Source organism: Streptomyces botrytidirepellens (genome assembly GCF_003721215.1).
Lineage (GTDB): Bacteria > Actinomycetota > Actinomycetes > Streptomycetales > Streptomycetaceae > Streptomyces > Streptomyces himastatinicus.
On the sequence record NZ_RIBZ01000174.1, the window covers coordinates 19,121 to 35,271 of the forward strand.

The window sequence follows — 16,151 nt, forward strand, 5'->3', positions numbered from 1 at the left end:
CGCGACGCCCGCTCCCGGCCGCCCCCGACCCCGGATCCGGCCTGCGTACGGCCGCATCCGGCCGGTCCGGGGCATCCGTGGCTGGGGCAAGGATCACACCTGGCGCGACGCCGTGTCGCCACAGCTCCCGGCGAGCACGGGGAGGTGCGCGGCGAGGTCGGCGCGCTCGCCGCTCGCCGTCACCTCTCCGGCCTCCAGCGCCTCGGCCCAGCCGATCCGGCCGGTGGCCAGCCGGACCCAGGTCAGCGGGTCCGTCTCGACGACGTTGGGCGGCGTACCGCGGGTGTGCCGCGGCCCCTCCACGCACTGCACGACGGCGAACGGCGGGATGCGCAGCTCGACCGACCCGCCGGGCGCCTTCGCCGCGAGGCCGTCGGCCAGCGACCGGACGGCGGTGGCCAGCGCCTGGCGGTCGTACGCCACGGCCAGGCCCGTGGCCGCCGCCAGATCGTCGCTGTGGACGACCAGCTCGACGCAGCGGGTGACCAGGACGTCGTCCTCGTCGGCCGCGGCCGGCAGGTGCGCGATCAGCTCGCGGACCGACCGGCCGCCGACCCGGGTGGGCGCGCCGAGCCGCTCCTCGTCCAGCTCGCGCACCGCGTCCTGGACGTGCTGCAGCTGCGCGGTCACGGCGGCGCGGGTCTTGGCGGGGTCGTAACGACGGGCGCGGGCACGGGGCGGCATGGCGCCGAGCCTATCGACAGGCCGACAGGGCCGACGGAGGATGGAGAAAAGGGGACAACGAGTTATCTATTGGCATGAAAGGTGTGAATGACCATGGCCGAGCACCCCGATGCCGCCGTGGTGCGCCGTGCGTGCACCGCGTTCCAGCAAGGCGATCTGGACACCCTCTCCACGCTGGTGACGGCGGACCTCGTCCAGCACGTGCCCGGTGACAACATGCTCTCCGGACACCACAAGGGCCGCGACGCGTGTATGCAGCTGTGGCGCACCGAGTACGAGGAGACCGGCGGCACGCTGCGGGTCGACATCGAGTCGGTGATGCCCGACGGGCGCGGGCATGTGATCTCCGGCCACCGCTGCCGCGCCGAGCGCGGCAACCGCACGATGGACATGAAGACCGGGCTGTTCTTCACCATCGTCGGCGGGAAGATCACCGACATCGACGAGTGCGTCGAGGACATCGACGCCGCCGACGCCTTCTGGGGCAAGTGACCCCGGAGCATGCGCGTGGCCCCGCCCACCGGGGCGGGGCCACGCGACGTGGGCTCAGGCCAGCAGGCCCGGGATGGTCGCCTCGTAGGACTCCCGCAGCTCCGCCAGCGGGATCGAGAACTGGCCCTGGACGTCGATCGTCTCGCCGTCCACGACACCGATCCGGGTCGCGGGAAGCCCGCGCGCCCCGCACATGTCGTTGAAGCGGATCTCCTCGCTGCGCGGGACGGACACCACGGCCCGGCCGGCGGACTCGGAGAACAGCAGCACGAAGGGGTCCGTGCCGTCGGGGACGACGATCCGGGCGCCCTTGCCGCCGCGCAGGCACGACTCGGTCACGGCCTGGATCAGGCCGCCGTCGGACAGGTCGTGGGCCGCGTCCACCATGCCGTCGCGGGAGGCCGAGATCAGGATCTCGGCGAGCAGCCGCTCGCGCTCCAGGTCCACCTTGGGCGGCAGCCCGCCCAGGTGGTCGTGGACGACCTGCGACCAGGCCGAGCCGCCCAGCTCCTCGGCGGTGTCGCCGAGCAGGTACAGCAGCTGGCCCTCCTCGGCGAACGCCATCGGCGTGCGCCGCGCGACGTCGTCGATCACGCCGAGGACGGCGACGACCGGCGTCGGGTGGATGGCGGTCTCCCCGGTCTGGTTGTAGAGGGAGACATTGCCGCCGGTGACCGGGGTGCCCAGGGTCTGGCAGCCGTCGGCCAGGCCGCGGGTGGCCTCCGCGAACTGCCACATGACCGCGGGGTCCTCCGGCGAGCCGAAGTTGAGGCAGTTGGAGATCGCGAGCGGCTTGGCGCCGGACGCGGCGACGTTGCGGTACGACTCGGCGAGGGCGAGCTGCGCGCCCGCGTACGGGTCGAGCTTGGCGTAGCGGCCGTTGCCGTCGGTGGCGACGGCGACGCCGAGCCCGGTCTCCTCGTCGACCCGCACCATGCCGGAGTCCTCGGGCTGGGCGAGGACCGTGTTGCCCTGCACGAAGCGGTCGTACTGGTCGGTGACCCAGGACTTGGACGCCTGGTTCGGGGCGGAGATCACGCGCAGCACCTGCTCGCGCAGCTCGTCCCCGGTGGCCGGGCGGGGCAGCTTGCCCGCGTCGTCGGCCTGGAGGGTGTCCTGCCAGTCGGGACGGGCGTAGGGGCGCTCGTACACCGGGCCCTCGTGGGCGACGGTGCGCGGCGGCACGTCCACGATCTGCTCGCCGTGCCAGAAGATCTCCAGCCGCTCGCCGTCGGTGACCTCACCGATCACGGTGGCGATGACGTCCCACTTCTCGCAGATCTCCAGGAAGCGGTCGGCCTTCTCCGGCGTCACGATCGCGCACATGCGCTCCTGCGACTCGCTCATCAGGATCTCCTCGGGGGAGAGCGAGGAGTCGCGCAGCGGCACGGTGTCGAGTTCGACGCGCATGCCGCCGGAGCCGGCGCTGGCCAGCTCGCTGGTGGCGCAGGACAGACCGGCGCCGCCGAGGTCCTGGATGCCCTCGACCAGGTCTTCCTTGAAGATCTCCAGGGTGCACTCGATGAGCAGCTTCTCCTGGAACGGGTCGCCGACCTGGACGGCGGGGCGCTTGGCGGGCTTCGAGTCGTCGAACGTCTCGGAGGCGAGCACGGAGACGCCGCCGATGCCGTCGCCGCCGGTGCGGGCGCCGTAGAGGATGACCTTGTTGCCCGTGCCGGACGCCTTGGCCAGGTGGATGTCCTCGTGCTTCATCACGCCCACGCACAGGGCGTTGACCAGCGGGTTCCCCTGGTAGCAGGCGTCGAAGACGACCTCGCCGCCGATGTTGGGCAGGCCCAGGCAGTTGCCGTAGCCGCCGATGCCCGCGACGACACCGGGCAGCACCCGCTTGGTGTCGGGGTGGTCGGCGGCGCCGAAGCGCAGCGGGTCCATGACGGCGACCGGGCGGGCGCCCATCGCGAGGATGTCGCGGACGATGCCGCCGACGCCGGTGGCCGCGCCCTGGTAGGGCTCGACGTACGAGGGGTGGTTGTGCGACTCGACCTTGAAGGTGACCGCGTACCCCTGGCCGACATCGACCACGCCCGCGTTCTCGCCTATGCCGACGAGCAGGGCGTCGGTCTCCGGGGCCTTCTCGCCGAACTGCCGCAGGTGGACCTTGCTCGACTTGTACGAGCAGTGCTCGGACCACATGACGGAGTACATGGCCAGCTCGGCGCCGGTGGGCCGGCGGCCCAGGATGGCGCGGATGCGCTCGTACTCGTCCTGCTTCAGTCCCAGCTCGGCCCAGGGCTGCGCGGTGTCCGGGGTCTGGGCGGCGTGCTTGGTGGTGTCCAGGGTCATGCGCTGACCAGCCTCTTGAGGATCGAGGTGAAGAAGCCGAGCCCATCGGTGCGACCGGTGCCGATCAGCGGCTCGACGGCGTGCTCGGGGTGCGGCATGAGGCCGACGACATTGCCCTCCGCATTGGAGATCCCGGCGATGTCGCGCAGGGAGCCGTTGGGGTTCAGCTCCCGATAACGGAAGACGACGCGCCCCTCGGCCTCGAGTTCATCGAGGACGCGCTCGTCGGCGACATAGCGGCCGTCGATGTTCTTCAGCGGGATGTTGATCTCCTGGCCCTGCTCGTACGAGCGGGTCCAGGCCGTCTCCGCGTTTTCCACTCGCAACTTCTGGTCGCGGCAGATGAAGTGCAGATGGTTGTTGCGCAGCATCGCACCGGGGAGCAGATGGGTCTCGGTGAGAACCTGGAACCCATTGCAGATGCCAAGCACCGGCATACCCGCCTTCGCCTGGGCGATGACGGTCTCCATTACCGGGGAGAAGCGGGAGATCGCTCCGGCTCGCAGATAGTCGCCGTAGGAGAAGCCGCCCGGCAGGATCACCGCGTCGACCTGCTTGAGGTCCTTGTCGCGGTGCCACAGCGGTACGGCTTCGAGACCGGCGGTACGGACCGCGCGCTGGGTGTCGCGGTCGTCGAGGGTTCCCGGGAAAGTGACGACTCCGACGCGTGCGGTCACGACTCCGCCTTTGCGGCGGCGTCGGCCTCGGCGGCCTCGACCTTCACATCGAAGTCCTCGATCACGGTGTTGGCGAGGAAGGTTTCGGCGATCTCGTGGATACGGGCGAGGGCGGCGTCGTCGACGGGGCCCTCCACTTCGAGTTCAAAGCGCTTGCCCTGACGGACGTCGGCGATGCCTTCGAAACCAAGACGGGGCAGTGCGCGCTGCACCGCCTGGCCCTGGGGGTCGAGGATCTCCGGCTTGAGCATGACGTCGACTACGACGCGTGCCACTGGCACTCCCGATGGTGTGGTGCTGGTGCGTAAGGCGGTGGCCCAAGCCTACCCCGAGCAAAAATCTACGCGGGTAGATATCCCTTCGAGGTCACGCGCGCGCAGCACCCACGACTCATCCGCGACAACCACGAGGGAAAGATCCAGCAAAAACGCATCGTCCGGATTGTGATGTGACACGCTGACGGAATTACCGGGGCTTCACAATGCAATGCCGGTCGCTGTACAAATGAAAAAGCATTGTTCGCTAACAACTGGACAGCTGACATCTTTGCACGTCAACGCAACGATGCAGCCCGAAAGGACCGATATCCGTGGCACAGCGCGTAGTAGTCACGCTCTCCGACGACCTCGACGGAGGGGCGGCCGAGGAGACGGTCACGTTCGGTCTGGACGGCAAGTCGTACGAGATCGACCTCACCGCCTCCAATGCATCGAAACTTCGCGACGCCCTCGCCCCGTATGTCGAGGCGGGCCGCAAGCGGGCCCGCTCCGGCAAGACCTACCGCCGCACCTCCGTGGCCCCGGACCCGGCCGCGGTGCGCGCCTGGGCCCGGTCGCACGGCATGGAGGTGCCGCCGCGCGGGCGCATCCCCAAGAAGGTCTACGAGGCCTTCAACGAGTCGCGCTGAACCACTCGTTCAGGCGGCGTTCAGCCGAGTTGCACAACACCCCGGGTGGTCCGCTAGAGTCTGGAGCACGCCGAGGGGCGAGGCGAGAAGGCCAAAACCCCGAGGAACACACCATGCGGGTGTAGCTCAGTAGTAGAGCGCCCCCTTTCCAAGGGGGAGGCGCAGTGTGCGATCCCTGTCACCCGCTCTCATCGCTCATCGTTCGCCTTCGGGAGATCGGGTAGAGTGATGCACGCGCCGATCGGTGAAAGCCGGTCGGAGGCATGCGGACGTGGCTCAGTTGGTAGAGCATCACCTTGCCAAGGTGAGGGTCGCGAGTTCGAATCTCGTCGTCCGCTCCACAGAGGCTTGAGGCGCCGGTCGAATCGACCGGCGCCTCAAGCCTTTTCGGCGTTCGGCCCGCCGCCCCGATGACATTTGTCATCGGGGCTGATGACAGCGCGCACTACAAGGCTCCCCCGGGCGGCGAAAGCCTTGANCGCCGCCCCGATGACATTTGTCATCGGGGCTGATGACAGCGCGCACTACAAGGCTCCCCCGGGCGGCGAAAGCCTTGAGCCATGGATGTCGAAGAGAGCGCGATCGCGGTCGACGGGCTGCGGCGGAGATACGGGCCGAGCGGGAGCCGGGGGTTCGACGCGGTGCGGGGCATCTCGTTCTCGGTGGCGCGCGGCGAGCTGTTCGCCCTGCTGGGCACGAACGGCGCGGGCAAGACCTCCACCGTCGAACTGCTGGAGGGGCTCGCCGCCCCGACCGGCGGCGCGGTGCGGGTCCTCGGCCACGACCCGTACGAGGAGCGGGGGAAGGTGCGGCCGCGGATCGGGATGATGCTCCAGGAAGGCGGCCTCCCGCCCGAGCTGACGGTCGCCGAGACGGCGCGGATGTGGGCGGGGTGCACCAGCGGCGCCATGCCCGTCCGGGAGAGCCTGGGCCTGGTGGGGCTGGCCGGGCGGGCGGACGTACGGGTCAAGATGCTCTCCGGCGGTGAGCGGCGCCGGCTGGACCTGTCGCTCGCCCTGCTCGGCCGCCCCGAAGTGCTGTTCCTCGACGAGCCGACGACCGGTCTGGACGCGGAGGGCCGACGGGACACCTGGGAGCTGGTGCGGACGCTGCGCGACCAGGGCACCACGGTGCTGCTGACCACCCACTACCTGGAGGAGGCCGAGGCGCTGGCCGACCGGCTCGCGATCATGCACGCGGGGCGGATCGCCACCTCCGGCCGGGTCGCGGACATCGTCGCCGCACGCCCCTCGAACCTCTCCTTCACCCTGCCCGACGGCGTCTCCGCCGACGACCTGCCCCCGCCCGCCGCACTGGGCGCCCTCGAACGGGACTCGCTGGGCCAGGCCGTACGGCTGCGCACCCGTGACCTCCAGCACACCGCGACCGAGGTGCTGCTGTGGGCGCGGGAGCGGCGGATCGGGCTCGAGGGGCTCGACGCCCGGTCGGCCTCGCTGGAGGAGGCGTTCCTGCACATCGCGAGCACCGTCGACACGGCACAGGGGGAGACACCGTGAGCACGACGACCACCACGGCACCGACCACCACGGCACCGACGACCGCCGCACGGGGGCGGGTGTTGGCCCTGGCGCGCGGCGAACTGACCCTGCTGGCCCGCAACAAGGCCGCGCTGACGTACGCGCTGGTGCTGCCCGGCATGCTCACGTACAGCATGAAGACGGCGGTCAAGGGCGTCGACCTGAAGGGCACCGGGCTGGACCTGGGCACCCTGCTGCTGCCCGGTTCGATCGGCATGGCGCTGGTGCTGGCCGTCTACATGAACCTCGTCGGCGTCTATGTGATCCGCCGTGAGGACCTGGTCCTCAAGCGGCTGCGCGCCGGGGAGCTGACCGATCCGGAGATCCTGTCCGGGGCCGCGCTCCCCGCCGTCCTGCTCGGGCTCGCGCAATGCGTGCTGCTGGTGGCGGGGGTGGGCGTCGCGCTCGACGTGTCCGCGCCGGAGGCCCCGTACCTGGCCGTCGTCGGGTTCGCGGTCGGCGTGGTGCAGATGGTGATGCTGGCCGCCGCGACCGCCGCGTTCACCAAGACCTCGGAGTCCGCGCAGCTGACCCCGGTGCCGATGATGATGATCTCGATGGTGGGCTCCGGTCTGTTCGTGCCGCTGGACGTGATGCCGGACCAGGTCGCCTCGGTGTGCGGCCTGTTGCCGCTGACCCCGGTGGTCGACCTCCTACGGGCCGGCTGGACCGGGGACATGAGCGCGGTCGACGCCCTGGGCACCCTCGCGACGGCCCTGGCCTGGACGGTGCTGGCATGGTGGGCCGTGCGGAAGCGGTTCCCCTGGGAACCGCGGCGCTGACCGAACGAGGGGGTACGGGATCGTGATACGGCGATGGCGTGGGGCGGCGCGGCTGACGCGGGTGGAGCTGTTCACCCGGTGGACGCTGTACGCGGTGCCGTGGTTCGTGACCATCTCGGTGGTCGGCGAGCTGACCGTGGGGCTGCGGAACGCGCCACCCGTGCTGGTGTGGTCGCTGGTCGGGCTGACCCTCGCCCAGAACGTGGTCGCCGTCCCGCTGTTGTGGCGGGGGCTCGACCTCTATCTGCGCGGCCGCCCGACGGGCCGTCGGCTGCCCGCGCTCGCCACCGCGCTGGCGGTGGCGGGGCTGGCCGCCGGGATCGTGCTCCAGGCGACCGGCGGGCCGTACAGCTCGGCGACGGCCGTCCGGGCCGCCGTGCTCACCGTGTCGCCGTTCGCCATGGTGTACGCGCTGCTGGTGCCGGTCCGTACCTTCTTCGCCCTGCACACGGGGCTCGGGGCGGTGCTGGCCGTGGCGGAGGCGGCGGTCCACCCGGGGGCCGCGGCCTCGGTGTGGACGTTCATCGCGGTCCTCGGCACCAGTGCGCTGTGTCTGTTCTCGATCCGCTGCTCGGGATGGATGCTCCAGGTGATGTACGAAGTGGACGCCAACCGGGAGGTGCAGGCGCGGCTGGCGGTCGCGGAGGAACGGCTGCGGTTCGGCCGCGATCTGCACGACGTGATGGGACGGAACCTGGCGGTGATCGCCCTCAAGAGCGAGCTGGCGGTGCAACTGGCCCGGCGGGAGCGGCCCGAGGCCGTGACGCAGATGGTGGAGGTGCAGCGGATCGCGCACGAGACCCAGATGGAGGTCCGGGGCGTGGTGCGCGGCTACCGGGAAGCGGACCTCCAGGTGGAGCTGTCCGGGGCGCGCTCGGTGCTGCGCGCCGCCCGGGTCGACTGCCGCGTCGACTTCCCGGCCGAGGCCGACGGCGGGGCGCCGCTGCCCGAGGCGGTGCGGTCGGCGCTGGGCTGGGTGGTCCGGGAGGGGGCGACGAACGTGCTGCGGCACGCGGACGCCGGACGGTGCGCGGTCCGGGTCCGGGTCCGGGCGGGGATGGCGGTGCTGGAGATGGAGAACGACGGGGTGCCCACGGAACTCCGGACCGGTACGGGGGCCGGTACCGGGGACGGAGCCGGGACCGGAACAGCGGAGGGCAGCGGGCTCAAGGGGCTGCGGGAGAGGCTCGCGGCGCTCGGCGGAACGCTGGAGTCCGGTCCCGGCGACGGCGTCGGGACGTACCGGCTGCGGGCCGAACTCCCGCTGGAGGGCACCGCATGAACGACGCCGGGGTGATCCGGGTGCTGCTCGCCGACGACGAGCATCTGATCCGCGGCGCGCTCGCCGCGCTGCTGTCCCTGGAGGACGACCTGCTGGTGGTCGCCGAGGCCGCATCCGGCCCGGAGGCGCTGGCGATGGCGCGGGCGCACCGGCCCGATGTGGCGGTGCTGGACCTCCAGATGCCGGGCACGGACGGGGTCGGGGTCGCGGCGGCGCTGCGGTCCGAGCTGCCGGACTGCCGCAGCATGATCGTGACCAGCCACGGCAAACCGGGCCACCTCAAGCGGGCGCTGGAGGCGGGGGCGCGGGGGTTCGTACCGAAGACCGCATCGGCGCAGCGGCTCGCCGAGATCATCCGGGCGGTGCACGGCGGCAGCCGGTACGTGGACCCCGACCTGGCCGCGGACGCGATCAGCGCGGGCGACTCCCCGCTCACCGCGCGCGAGACGGAGCTGCTGGACCTGGCGGCGGACGGGGCGTCCGTCGCCGAGATCGCCCGGCGGGCGGCGCTGTCCCCGGGGACGGTACGGAACTATCTGTCCGCGGCGGCGGCCAAGCTGCACGCCGAGAACCGCCACGCGGCGGTGCGCCGGGCCCGCGAGCGGGGCTGGCTGTAGAACGGTTCGTGGGGGTTTGTTCCCGGCGGTGGTGGCGACGGCCGGAGGTTTGGTTATAGTGGAGGCGCGCCGGACGGGAAACCGAGCGGTGCAGGCGGACGTAGCTCAGTTGGTAGAGCGCAACCTTGCCAAGGTTGAGGTCGCGAGTTCGAGCCTCGTCGTCCGCTCCAGATCGAGGGCCCCGGTCGATGCGACCGGGGCCCTCGGCGTGTGCCGCCTACCAGCTGATGCCGGTCAGCCGCTCGTACGCCTCGACGTACTTCGCCCGCGTCTGCTCCACGACCTCCGCCGGGAGCGGCGGCGGGGGCTGCTCACCGTGGCGGTCCCAGCCGGAGGCCGGGGACGTCAGCCAGTCGCGCACGAACTGCTTGTCGAAGGACGGCTGGGCGCGGCCCGGCTGCCAGGTGTCGGCGGGCCAGAAGCGGGACGAGTCGGGGGTCAGCACCTCGTCGGCGAGGACCAGCTCGGCGCCCTCGGTGTCCGCGGTCGCCGCCGCGTAGCCGAACTCGAACTTGGTGTCGGCGAGGATGATCCCCCGCTCCCGGGCGATGTCGCGGGCCCGCGCGTACACCGCGAGGGTGGTCTGGCGCAGGTTGGCGGCGGGCTCGGCGCCGATCCGGCGGGCGACCTCCTCGTAACTCACGTTCTCGTCGTGCTCGCCGACCTCGGCCTTGGTCGCCGGGGTGAAGATCGGGGCGGGCAGCTCGGAGCCGTCGGTCAGCCCCTCGGGCAGGGCGAGACCGCAGACCGTGCGGCTGCGCTCGTACTCGGCGAGGCCCGAGCCGGTGAGGTAGCCGCGGGCCACGGCCTCGACCGGGATCATCCGCAGCGAGCGGCACACCAGGGTGCGGCCCTGCCAGTCGGCCGGGGCGCCGGGGGGCAGCTCGGTGGACAGCACGTGGTGCGGGACCAGGTCGGCGAGCAGGTCGAACCACCACAGGGAGAGCTGGGTGAGGACCCGGCCCTTGTCGGGGATCTCGGTGGGCAGCACCCAGTCGTACGCGGACATCCGGTCGCTGGCGACCATGACGAGATCGCCCTGTTCGGTCCGGTAGAGGTCGCGCACCTTGCCGGTGTGCAGGTGCTCAAGGCCCGGAACCTCGACCGGTTCGGGCTTTTCGACGAATCCGGACACGCTTCCTCCTGGTGGTTCTGTCCAAGCCACCACGATTCTGCCCCACGCCCTCCTGGCGGTGCCGTCAGCCCCGTACGGCGGCGCGGGCCGCGCGATCCGCCCGCCCGCTCATCCCCGCTTGCAGATGCGGTCCAGCAGGTTCGCCGTGGCCCGCTGCACCCGCTCGTCCCGGTGCCCCGGCCGGTCCAGCGCCGGGGACCAGGCGAAGGTGCCGGAGGCGAACACCAGGGCCCCGCTGGGGGCGCGGTAGAGGGAGGTGTCCTGGTGCCGGGTGGTGCCCTCGCCGTCCTCGTACGGGGAGTGGGCGAGCAGGATCCGGCGCAGGTGCTCGGGCAGCGGGGTGCGCGGGAAGTAGCGGTCGGCCTCGCCCGCGACCAGCCCGGGCAGCTCGTCGCCCTCGGCCGCCCCGGTGGCCTCCCACAGCCAGTGGCCGCCGTTGCGCACGATCAGCGGCCGCGGCTCGGGCACCCGGCCCGCGTACTGGATGCCGATCAGCTGCTGCTCGGGCGCCGACTCGCGCCACAGCGCGGCACGGCCGGGGCCGCGGCGCTTGCGGCAGGTCAGCAGGCGGTCCGGGCCGGAGGGCGAGGGGGCCAGCTCCACCTGCCAGTACATGGTGTTCGCGGAGAGGAAGACCAGCGAGGTGCCGCTGTCCCGGGCCCGCTCGACGGTGCGCCGCATCGCGGCCGACCAGTACTCGTCGTGGCCGGGGAAGACCAGGCCGCGGTAGCGGGTGGGGTCGACGCCGCCGGCGTGCAGATCGCGGGTCTCGGCGTAGGCGAGGTCGTACCCGTAGCGCTCGGCCCAGCGGATGACGTCGTACGCGTGGCCCACGTGCAGCGGCAGCCCCGCGCCCGCGTACGGCCGGTCGAAGGAGACCGTGACGGCCGCCTCGGACTCCCCGAGCAGCCTCCCCCGCTCGTCCCAGGCGTGGTAGAGGCTGGCGCCGGTGCGGCCGTCCTCCGGGTAGAGGTTGTACGCCTGCCAGGTGAAGTCGGGGAGGACCAGGAGCAGGTCGGCGGGGCGGGTGTCGCGGACCGTGAACGGGATGTGGCTGCGGTAGCCGTCCACGGTGGTGAGCACGGCCACGTACGCCCCGAGCTTCCAGTACGAGGGGATCTGGAGCCGCCAGGACAGCCACCAGTGGTGGCAGGAGACGGTGCGGTCGGCGGTGAGCGGCGGCGGCTGCACGATGCCGGACAGCCGCGGACTGGTGGTGATCTTCGACGCGCCGTCGCCGCCGTAGTGGCCGATGCGGTAGATGTCCACGCCGAACTGCTGCGGCGGGTCGACCGTGATGCGGAAGTCGATGGCCTCGCCGGGGGCGGCGGCGGAGGTCGAGGCGAAGCCCTTGATCTGGCGGCGCACGTCGTCGGCGGTGCGCGGGCCGGGGATCCTGACCGTGGCCCCGGGGGCGTGGGCATGGTCCACGTACCAGGGGACCACATGGCCCGTGTCGTCGAAGTAGTTCTCGCTGGTGCGCAGCCACGGCAGCGGGCCCTGGCCGAAAGGATCCGTCACCGCGTGGGCCAGCGCCCCGGACTCCCAGCGCCGGATCTGGTCCGTCCCCATCCTCGTTCCCCTCCCTGCGTGCCCCGGCGGCGTCCCGTCGCCTCGCTGCCGTGCGTTCCCGTCCCGCCGGTCCGGACCTTGTGGGTCCGGGTCCGCGGGTCCGGTCGGTGAACCGGGCTGGTGGCCCGGTCCGCTGGGCCGGGTGGCAGCGACCGGTCCCAGCACATCACATTACGCACCCACTCCGTCACCGATCGTCGTGAATTTTCCGGACGAGACCTACCGGAAGCGACGAATCCGTATTGGTTCGGATGTGTTCGGATGGCTTCAGACGAGCCGCACCGGCTTCTCGGGACGGACGCCGACCTCGGCGAGCCAGCTGCGCAGCGGGGCCGCGTCCCCGTCCTCCACCAGGGTCAGCACCGGATGGGACAGATCGGCGCGGCGGCGGCCGGCCACCAGGAGCGCCGGGCCGTCGAGCCAGTCGAGGCCGGGAGCCGCGCCCGCGGTGTCCACGGCGGCGCAGCAGACCATCGCCGTCACATGGTCGGCGAGCAGCTCACGGCCCGTACGGGGCGGCTGGAGCGGAAGCAGCGGCGCGAACCCGTCGATCCAGGGGTCGCCGCCCGCGCCCTCCGCCGTACGCGCCTGACGGGCCCTGTGCGGTGGCCCGGTGGGCGGCGGCCTCCTCGCGGGCCAGCTCCACGGTGAGCCGGGCCGCCAGGTCCTCGCCGAGCCCGTCGCCTCCGGTGGCGGCGCCTTCGGCGTCGGCGCTTCCGGGGGCGGTGGCGGCGAGCCGGTCCATGACCCGGGCCAGGGTCGGCGGCGTGGGGGTGCTCGCGGGGGTCCGCGGCGGGCCGGAGGGTTCCGTGCGCTCCTCGAGGACCCGGTGGAGGCGGGCCGCCTCCTGGCGCCACTTGCGGTCCACGACCTCCTCCGGATACTGCCCCCAGTCGACCGGGGACCAGTCCGGGCCCGGCTCCGGCGGGCCGCCGTGGAAGAGCCGCGCCGCCAGCAGCGACGTGGCCTCGTCGATCAGGCCGGGCTCCTCCAGCAGATCGCAGGCGGGCCGCTCGCTGAGCCGGGAGGCGAACCCCTCGGCGAGCCGGTCCCGGCGGGACAGCTCGGTCAGCGCCGACACCACGCCCGCGTCCAGCCGGGACGGCCAGCGGCCCATCCGCCAGGCGGGCAGCGCGACCCGGGTCAGCAGCCGGTCCCAGCCCGCGTACGCGAGGCCCACCTGCTCCTGGGCGACGATCCGCAGCCCGTAGTCGACGGCCTGGGCGCGCTCGGAGGCGGCCGCGGCGACCGCGCGCTCCATCTGGGCGGCGTGGTCGCGGCAGCCGCGCAGCAGCAGCCGGGCGATCCAGCCGACGAAGGCGAGGGCGGGGCGGCGGACGGCCCGGCCGAACGGGGTGCCGGTGACGCCGCCGCTCACGGGGTCGTCGTCGCGGGACGCCGCGACCGCCACGGCGGCGTCCAGCCCGCGCACGAAGCGGCGGGCGGCGGCTATGTCCGGATGGACGGAGGGGCCGGTGCCCGCCACCACGGGTGCGAGCAGCGCGCGCAGCTCGGCGACCCGCATCCACCACAGGAACGGCGATCCGATCACCAGGACCGGGGGCCTGGGGGCGCGGCGCTCCTTCCGGTCCGCGCCCGGCGGCCCCACGGTGTGCTCCGCGCGGGACTCCTCGGGCGGATGCCGGTCCTTGCCGCCACCGCCGCCGCGCACCGGATGGGCGCGGTCCTCCAGCCAGCTGTCGCAGTCCGGGGTGAGCGCTATGGCGGACGGCGCGGGCACCTCCAGCCGCTCCGCCAGGTCGCGGACCAGCCGGTACAGGTCGGGGGCCGTCTCCTCGGCGATGGGCACCGTGGGGGTCAGCGCCGGTTTCGCCCGGACGACCACGGCGGCCACCCCCGCCGCCAGCAGCAGGACCAGCAGGGCACCGCCGATCACCGCCCAGCGCAGCGCGGTCCAGCCCTCGTCGTGCGAACCGCCGCCGATGCGCCCGGTGGCGCTGCCCGCCAGCAGCACGACCGCCACCGCGGCCGGAAGGAGGGCGACCGCGAGCGCGGCGCCCCGGATGCGCAGTACGGCGAGGGCACGGGCGCGTGCCGCCAGTGCACCTGCTTCCGGACCTGCCACGGTTCTCATCACCCCCTACTGTCCGGCCGGTGGTTGAACAGCGGACGACGGCGGCGTTGTCTATCCCCCCACTGTGGCACCGGCCGCCCGCTCCGCAATGCCGATGGGCCAGTTGCCGCACCTCGCCTGAGCGGCACAGTAGTTGGAGGCCGGGCGTGCGTCAGCAGGATGCGGAAGCCCTCACCCGATGGAATGGCCTTGGGGAGAACCGGGAACTCCGCGGCCCCGCGGCCTCAGGCGCCGTCTGCGCTGTCCGCACCGCCTGTGGCGTCCGTGGCCGCCTTCGCCGCGATGTCGGTGCGGTGGTGGGAGCCGTCGAGCCCGATCCGGGACACCGCCCGGTACACCCGCTCCCGGGCCTTGGCCAGGTCCGAGCCGGACGCGGTGACGGACAGCACCCGGCCGCCCGCGCTCAGCACGTCGCCGGACGCGCCGTCCCGCTTGGTGCCCGCGTGCAGCACGTACGCCTTGGGCCCGTCCTCGGCGGCCACCTCGTCCAGCCCGGTGATCGGGTCGCCGGTGCGCGGGGTGTCGGGGTAGTTGTGCGAGGCGATCACGACGGTCACCGCGGCGCCGTCGCTCCAGCGCAGCGGCGGCTCGGCGGCCAGCGCACCGGTCGCGGCGGCCTTCAGCAGACCCGCCAGGGGGGTCTTCAGCCGGGCCAGCACGACCTGGGTCTCCGGGTCGCCGAAGCGCGCGTTGAACTCGATGACCCGCACCCCGCGCGAGGTGATCGCGAGGCCCGCGTACAGCAGCCCGGAGAAGGGCGTGCCGCGGCGGCGCAGCTCGTCGACGGTGGGCTGGCAGACGGTGGCCACGATCTCGTCCACCAGGGCGGGGTCGGCCCAGGGCAGCGGGGAGTAGGCGCCCATGCCGCCGGTGTTCGGGCCCTCGTCGCCGTCGTACGCCCGCTTGAAGTCCTGGGCGGGCTGGAGCGGCACCACGGTCTCGCCGTCGGTCACGGCGAACAGCGACACCTCGGGGCCGTCGAGGAACTCCTCGATCACCACGCGGCCGCAGGCCAGCGCGTGCTCGCGGGCCGCCGCCAGGTCGCCGGTCACCACGACGCCCTTGCCCGCGGCGAGACCGTCGTCCTTGACCACGTACGGCGGGCCGAAGGCGTCGAGGGCCTCGTCGACCTCGGCGGGGGTGGTGCAGACGTAGGCGCGGGCGGTGGGCACGTTCGCCGCGGCCATGACGTCCTTCGCGAACGCCTTCGACCCCTCCAGCTGCGCCGCCTCGGCGGACGGCCCGAAGGCCGGGATGCCGCGGGCGCGCACGGCGTCGGCGACGCCCGCGACGAGCGGTGCCTCCGGGCCGACGACGACCAGTTCGGCCCCCAGCGCGGCGGCCAGGTCGGCGACGGCGGTGCCGTCGAGGACGTCGACGGCGTGCAGCTCGGCGACCTCCGCGATACCGGCGTTGCCGGGCGCGCAGTGCAGTGCGGTGACGTCGGGATCGAGGGAGAGGGAGCGGCACAGGGCGTGTTCGCGGGCGCCGCCGCCGATGACGAGGACCTTCACGGTAGGCACCCTACGGCCTCCCTCGTCCGGCCGGCCCCGCGCCCCCGTCGCGCCCCGCACGGCCGGACAGGGCGGCCGGCGCGCCGTGGTCCCGGGCGGGTGGGCACTCTTTCGGGTGAGCGGGGATGGGGCCCTATATCCGATGTCCACCACTTATGGGCGGAATACCCGTGATCGTGGCCTCGTGGCCAGCCGTTCGGCGGTAGGAATGGTCGTTGCGCATCAGCCGCGCGCCAGGAGATACACCGCCGCAGAGGGAGTGCACGGGTGAGTCAGCCGGAGATGCAGCCCGAGGAACTCCCTCGGCAGGAGGGGGCGAGGGCGCGGGAGGACCTGCTCGGCCGGACGTTCCCGCACGGCGACTGGGGGGAGCCCGCCGAGCGGCTCGACGAGCTGTACCGGTGGGTCGAGGAGGGCGCGCTGCGGGTGGGCGCCTGGTACCTGGCCGACCGGCTGTGGAAGCGGCGGGCCGCCCGGGCGCTGCGGGCCGGGGCCGCGGTGGGGGCGGTGGCCGGGGCCGTGCTGCCGCTGCTGGAGCTGACGGGGGCGCTG

The 16,151-nt window shown here is 72.9% G+C and carries 14 protein-coding genes, 3 tRNA genes and 1 pseudogene; 10 read left to right on the top strand and 8 right to left on the bottom strand.

The annotated features are described in order from the left end of the window. Positions 1–93 precede the first annotated feature (93 nt). Positions 94–684, bottom strand: coding sequence for a sterol carrier family protein (locus EEJ42_RS13450; RefSeq protein WP_123100179.1), 591 nt, complete (start codon positions 682–684; stop codon positions 94–96). Positions 685–777: 93 nt separating this feature from the next. Here EEJ42_RS13450 and EEJ42_RS13455 point away from each other — a divergent pair, with 93 nt between their 5' ends. Then, complete coding sequence (locus tag EEJ42_RS13455; protein WP_123100193.1) at positions 778–1,176, top strand: nuclear transport factor 2 family protein; 399 nt, start codon at positions 778–780, stop codon at positions 1,174–1,176. A 54-nt stretch (positions 1,177–1,230) separates the two neighbouring features. Here the strand turns inward: EEJ42_RS13455 and purL are convergent, their stop codons facing one another. From purL to purS, 3 genes are read right to left on the bottom strand one after another with little or no spacing between them, the layout of a single operon-like run. Further along, positions 1,231–3,480 (bottom strand): phosphoribosylformylglycinamidine synthase subunit PurL, encoded by a 2,250-nt coding sequence (purL, locus tag EEJ42_RS13460; protein ID WP_123100180.1) that lies wholly within the window; start codon positions 3,478–3,480, stop codon positions 1,231–1,233. After that, positions 3,477–4,157: a phosphoribosylformylglycinamidine synthase subunit PurQ gene (gene purQ, locus EEJ42_RS13465; RefSeq protein ID WP_123100181.1), complete on the bottom strand. Its 681-nt coding sequence runs from the start codon at positions 4,155–4,157 to the stop codon at positions 3,477–3,479. Before purQ ends, purL begins: the two co-directional genes overlap by 4 nt. Continuing rightward, positions 4,154–4,432, bottom strand: a complete 279-nt coding sequence (purS, locus tag EEJ42_RS13470; protein WP_039938212.1) for a phosphoribosylformylglycinamidine synthase subunit PurS — start codon at positions 4,430–4,432, stop codon at positions 4,154–4,156. Before purS ends, purQ begins: the two co-directional genes overlap by 4 nt. A 314-nt stretch (positions 4,433–4,746) precedes the next feature. Here purS and EEJ42_RS13475 point away from each other — a divergent pair, with 314 nt between their 5' ends. From EEJ42_RS13475 to EEJ42_RS13510, 8 genes are all read left to right on the top strand, one after another. Then, positions 4,747–5,064 (top strand): histone-like nucleoid-structuring protein Lsr2, encoded by a 318-nt coding sequence (locus EEJ42_RS13475; RefSeq protein ID WP_123100182.1) that lies wholly within the window; start codon positions 4,747–4,749, stop codon positions 5,062–5,064. Between the two features lie 115 nt (positions 5,065–5,179). Beyond that, positions 5,180–5,251: transfer RNA gene (locus EEJ42_RS13480), tRNA-Gly, on the top strand. Between the two features lie 78 nt (positions 5,252–5,329). Then, positions 5,330–5,405, top strand: a tRNA-Gly gene (locus EEJ42_RS13485). Positions 5,406–5,624: 219 nt separating this feature from the next. Further along, positions 5,625–6,581 carry an ABC transporter ATP-binding protein gene (locus tag EEJ42_RS13490; RefSeq protein WP_123100183.1) on the top strand — a complete coding sequence of 319 codons (957 nt, stop codon included), beginning with the start codon at positions 5,625–5,627 and terminating at the stop codon, positions 6,579–6,581. Then, positions 6,578–7,384: an ABC transporter permease gene (locus tag EEJ42_RS13495; protein ID WP_123100184.1), complete on the top strand. Its 807-nt coding sequence runs from the start codon at positions 6,578–6,580 to the stop codon at positions 7,382–7,384. The genes EEJ42_RS13490 and EEJ42_RS13495 overlap by 4 nt, the downstream gene beginning before the upstream one ends. Positions 7,385–7,406: 22 nt before the next feature. After that, on the top strand, positions 7,407–8,666 hold the full coding sequence (locus EEJ42_RS13500; RefSeq protein ID WP_123100185.1) for a sensor histidine kinase: 1,260 nt from the start codon (positions 7,407–7,409) through the stop codon (positions 8,664–8,666). Next, complete coding sequence (locus tag EEJ42_RS13505; RefSeq protein ID WP_123100186.1) at positions 8,663–9,283, top strand: response regulator transcription factor; 621 nt, start codon at positions 8,663–8,665, stop codon at positions 9,281–9,283. The genes EEJ42_RS13500 and EEJ42_RS13505 overlap by 4 nt, the downstream gene beginning before the upstream one ends. A 94-nt stretch (positions 9,284–9,377) precedes the next feature. Further along, positions 9,378–9,453, top strand: a tRNA-Gly gene (locus tag EEJ42_RS13510). Between the two features lie 47 nt (positions 9,454–9,500). Here EEJ42_RS13510 and EEJ42_RS13515 read toward each other — a convergent pair. The 4 genes and pseudogenes from EEJ42_RS13515 to purD form a co-directional block, all read right to left on the bottom strand. Beyond that, on the bottom strand, positions 9,501–10,418 hold the full coding sequence (locus tag EEJ42_RS13515) for a phosphoribosylaminoimidazolesuccinocarboxamide synthase (protein WP_123100187.1): 918 nt from the start codon (positions 10,416–10,418) through the stop codon (positions 9,501–9,503). A gap of 108 nt (positions 10,419–10,526) precedes the next feature. Beyond that, positions 10,527–11,990, bottom strand: a complete 1,464-nt coding sequence (locus EEJ42_RS13520) for a N,N-dimethylformamidase beta subunit family domain-containing protein (RefSeq protein ID WP_123100188.1) — start codon at positions 11,988–11,990, stop codon at positions 10,527–10,529. Positions 11,991–12,257: 267 nt separating this feature from the next. Then, positions 12,258–14,085, bottom strand: a pseudogene (locus EEJ42_RS13525) (hypothetical protein). 224 nt (positions 14,086–14,309) lie between these two features. Continuing rightward, a complete protein-coding gene (gene purD, locus EEJ42_RS13530) occupies positions 14,310–15,599 on the bottom strand; it encodes a phosphoribosylamine--glycine ligase (RefSeq protein WP_123100189.1) in 1,290 nt (429 codons plus the stop codon). A 267-nt stretch (positions 15,600–15,866) separates the two neighbouring features. Here purD and EEJ42_RS13535 point away from each other — a divergent pair. After that, on the top strand, positions 15,867–16,151 hold a 285-nt coding region (locus EEJ42_RS13535; RefSeq protein ID WP_123100194.1), incomplete at its 3' end, for an SLATT domain-containing protein.

Coding starts and splice junctions, on each gene's coding strand:
- EEJ42_RS13490 (WP_123100183.1), top strand. CDS start 5,625: ATGGATGTCGAAGAGAGCGCGATCGCGGTCGACGGGCTGCGGCGGAGA.
- EEJ42_RS13520 (WP_123100188.1), bottom strand. CDS start 11,990: ATGGGGACGGACCAGATCCGGCGCTGGGAGTCCGGGGCGCTGGCCCAC.
- purL (WP_123100180.1), bottom strand. CDS start 3,480: ATGACCCTGGACACCACCAAGCACGCCGCCCAGACCCCGGACACCGCG.
- EEJ42_RS13450 (WP_123100179.1), bottom strand. CDS start 684: ATGCCGCCCCGTGCCCGCGCCCGTCGTTACGACCCCGCCAAGACCCGC.
- EEJ42_RS13455 (WP_123100193.1), top strand. CDS start 778: ATGGCCGAGCACCCCGATGCCGCCGTGGTGCGCCGTGCGTGCACCGCG.
- EEJ42_RS13505 (WP_123100186.1), top strand. CDS start 8,663: ATGAACGACGCCGGGGTGATCCGGGTGCTGCTCGCCGACGACGAGCAT.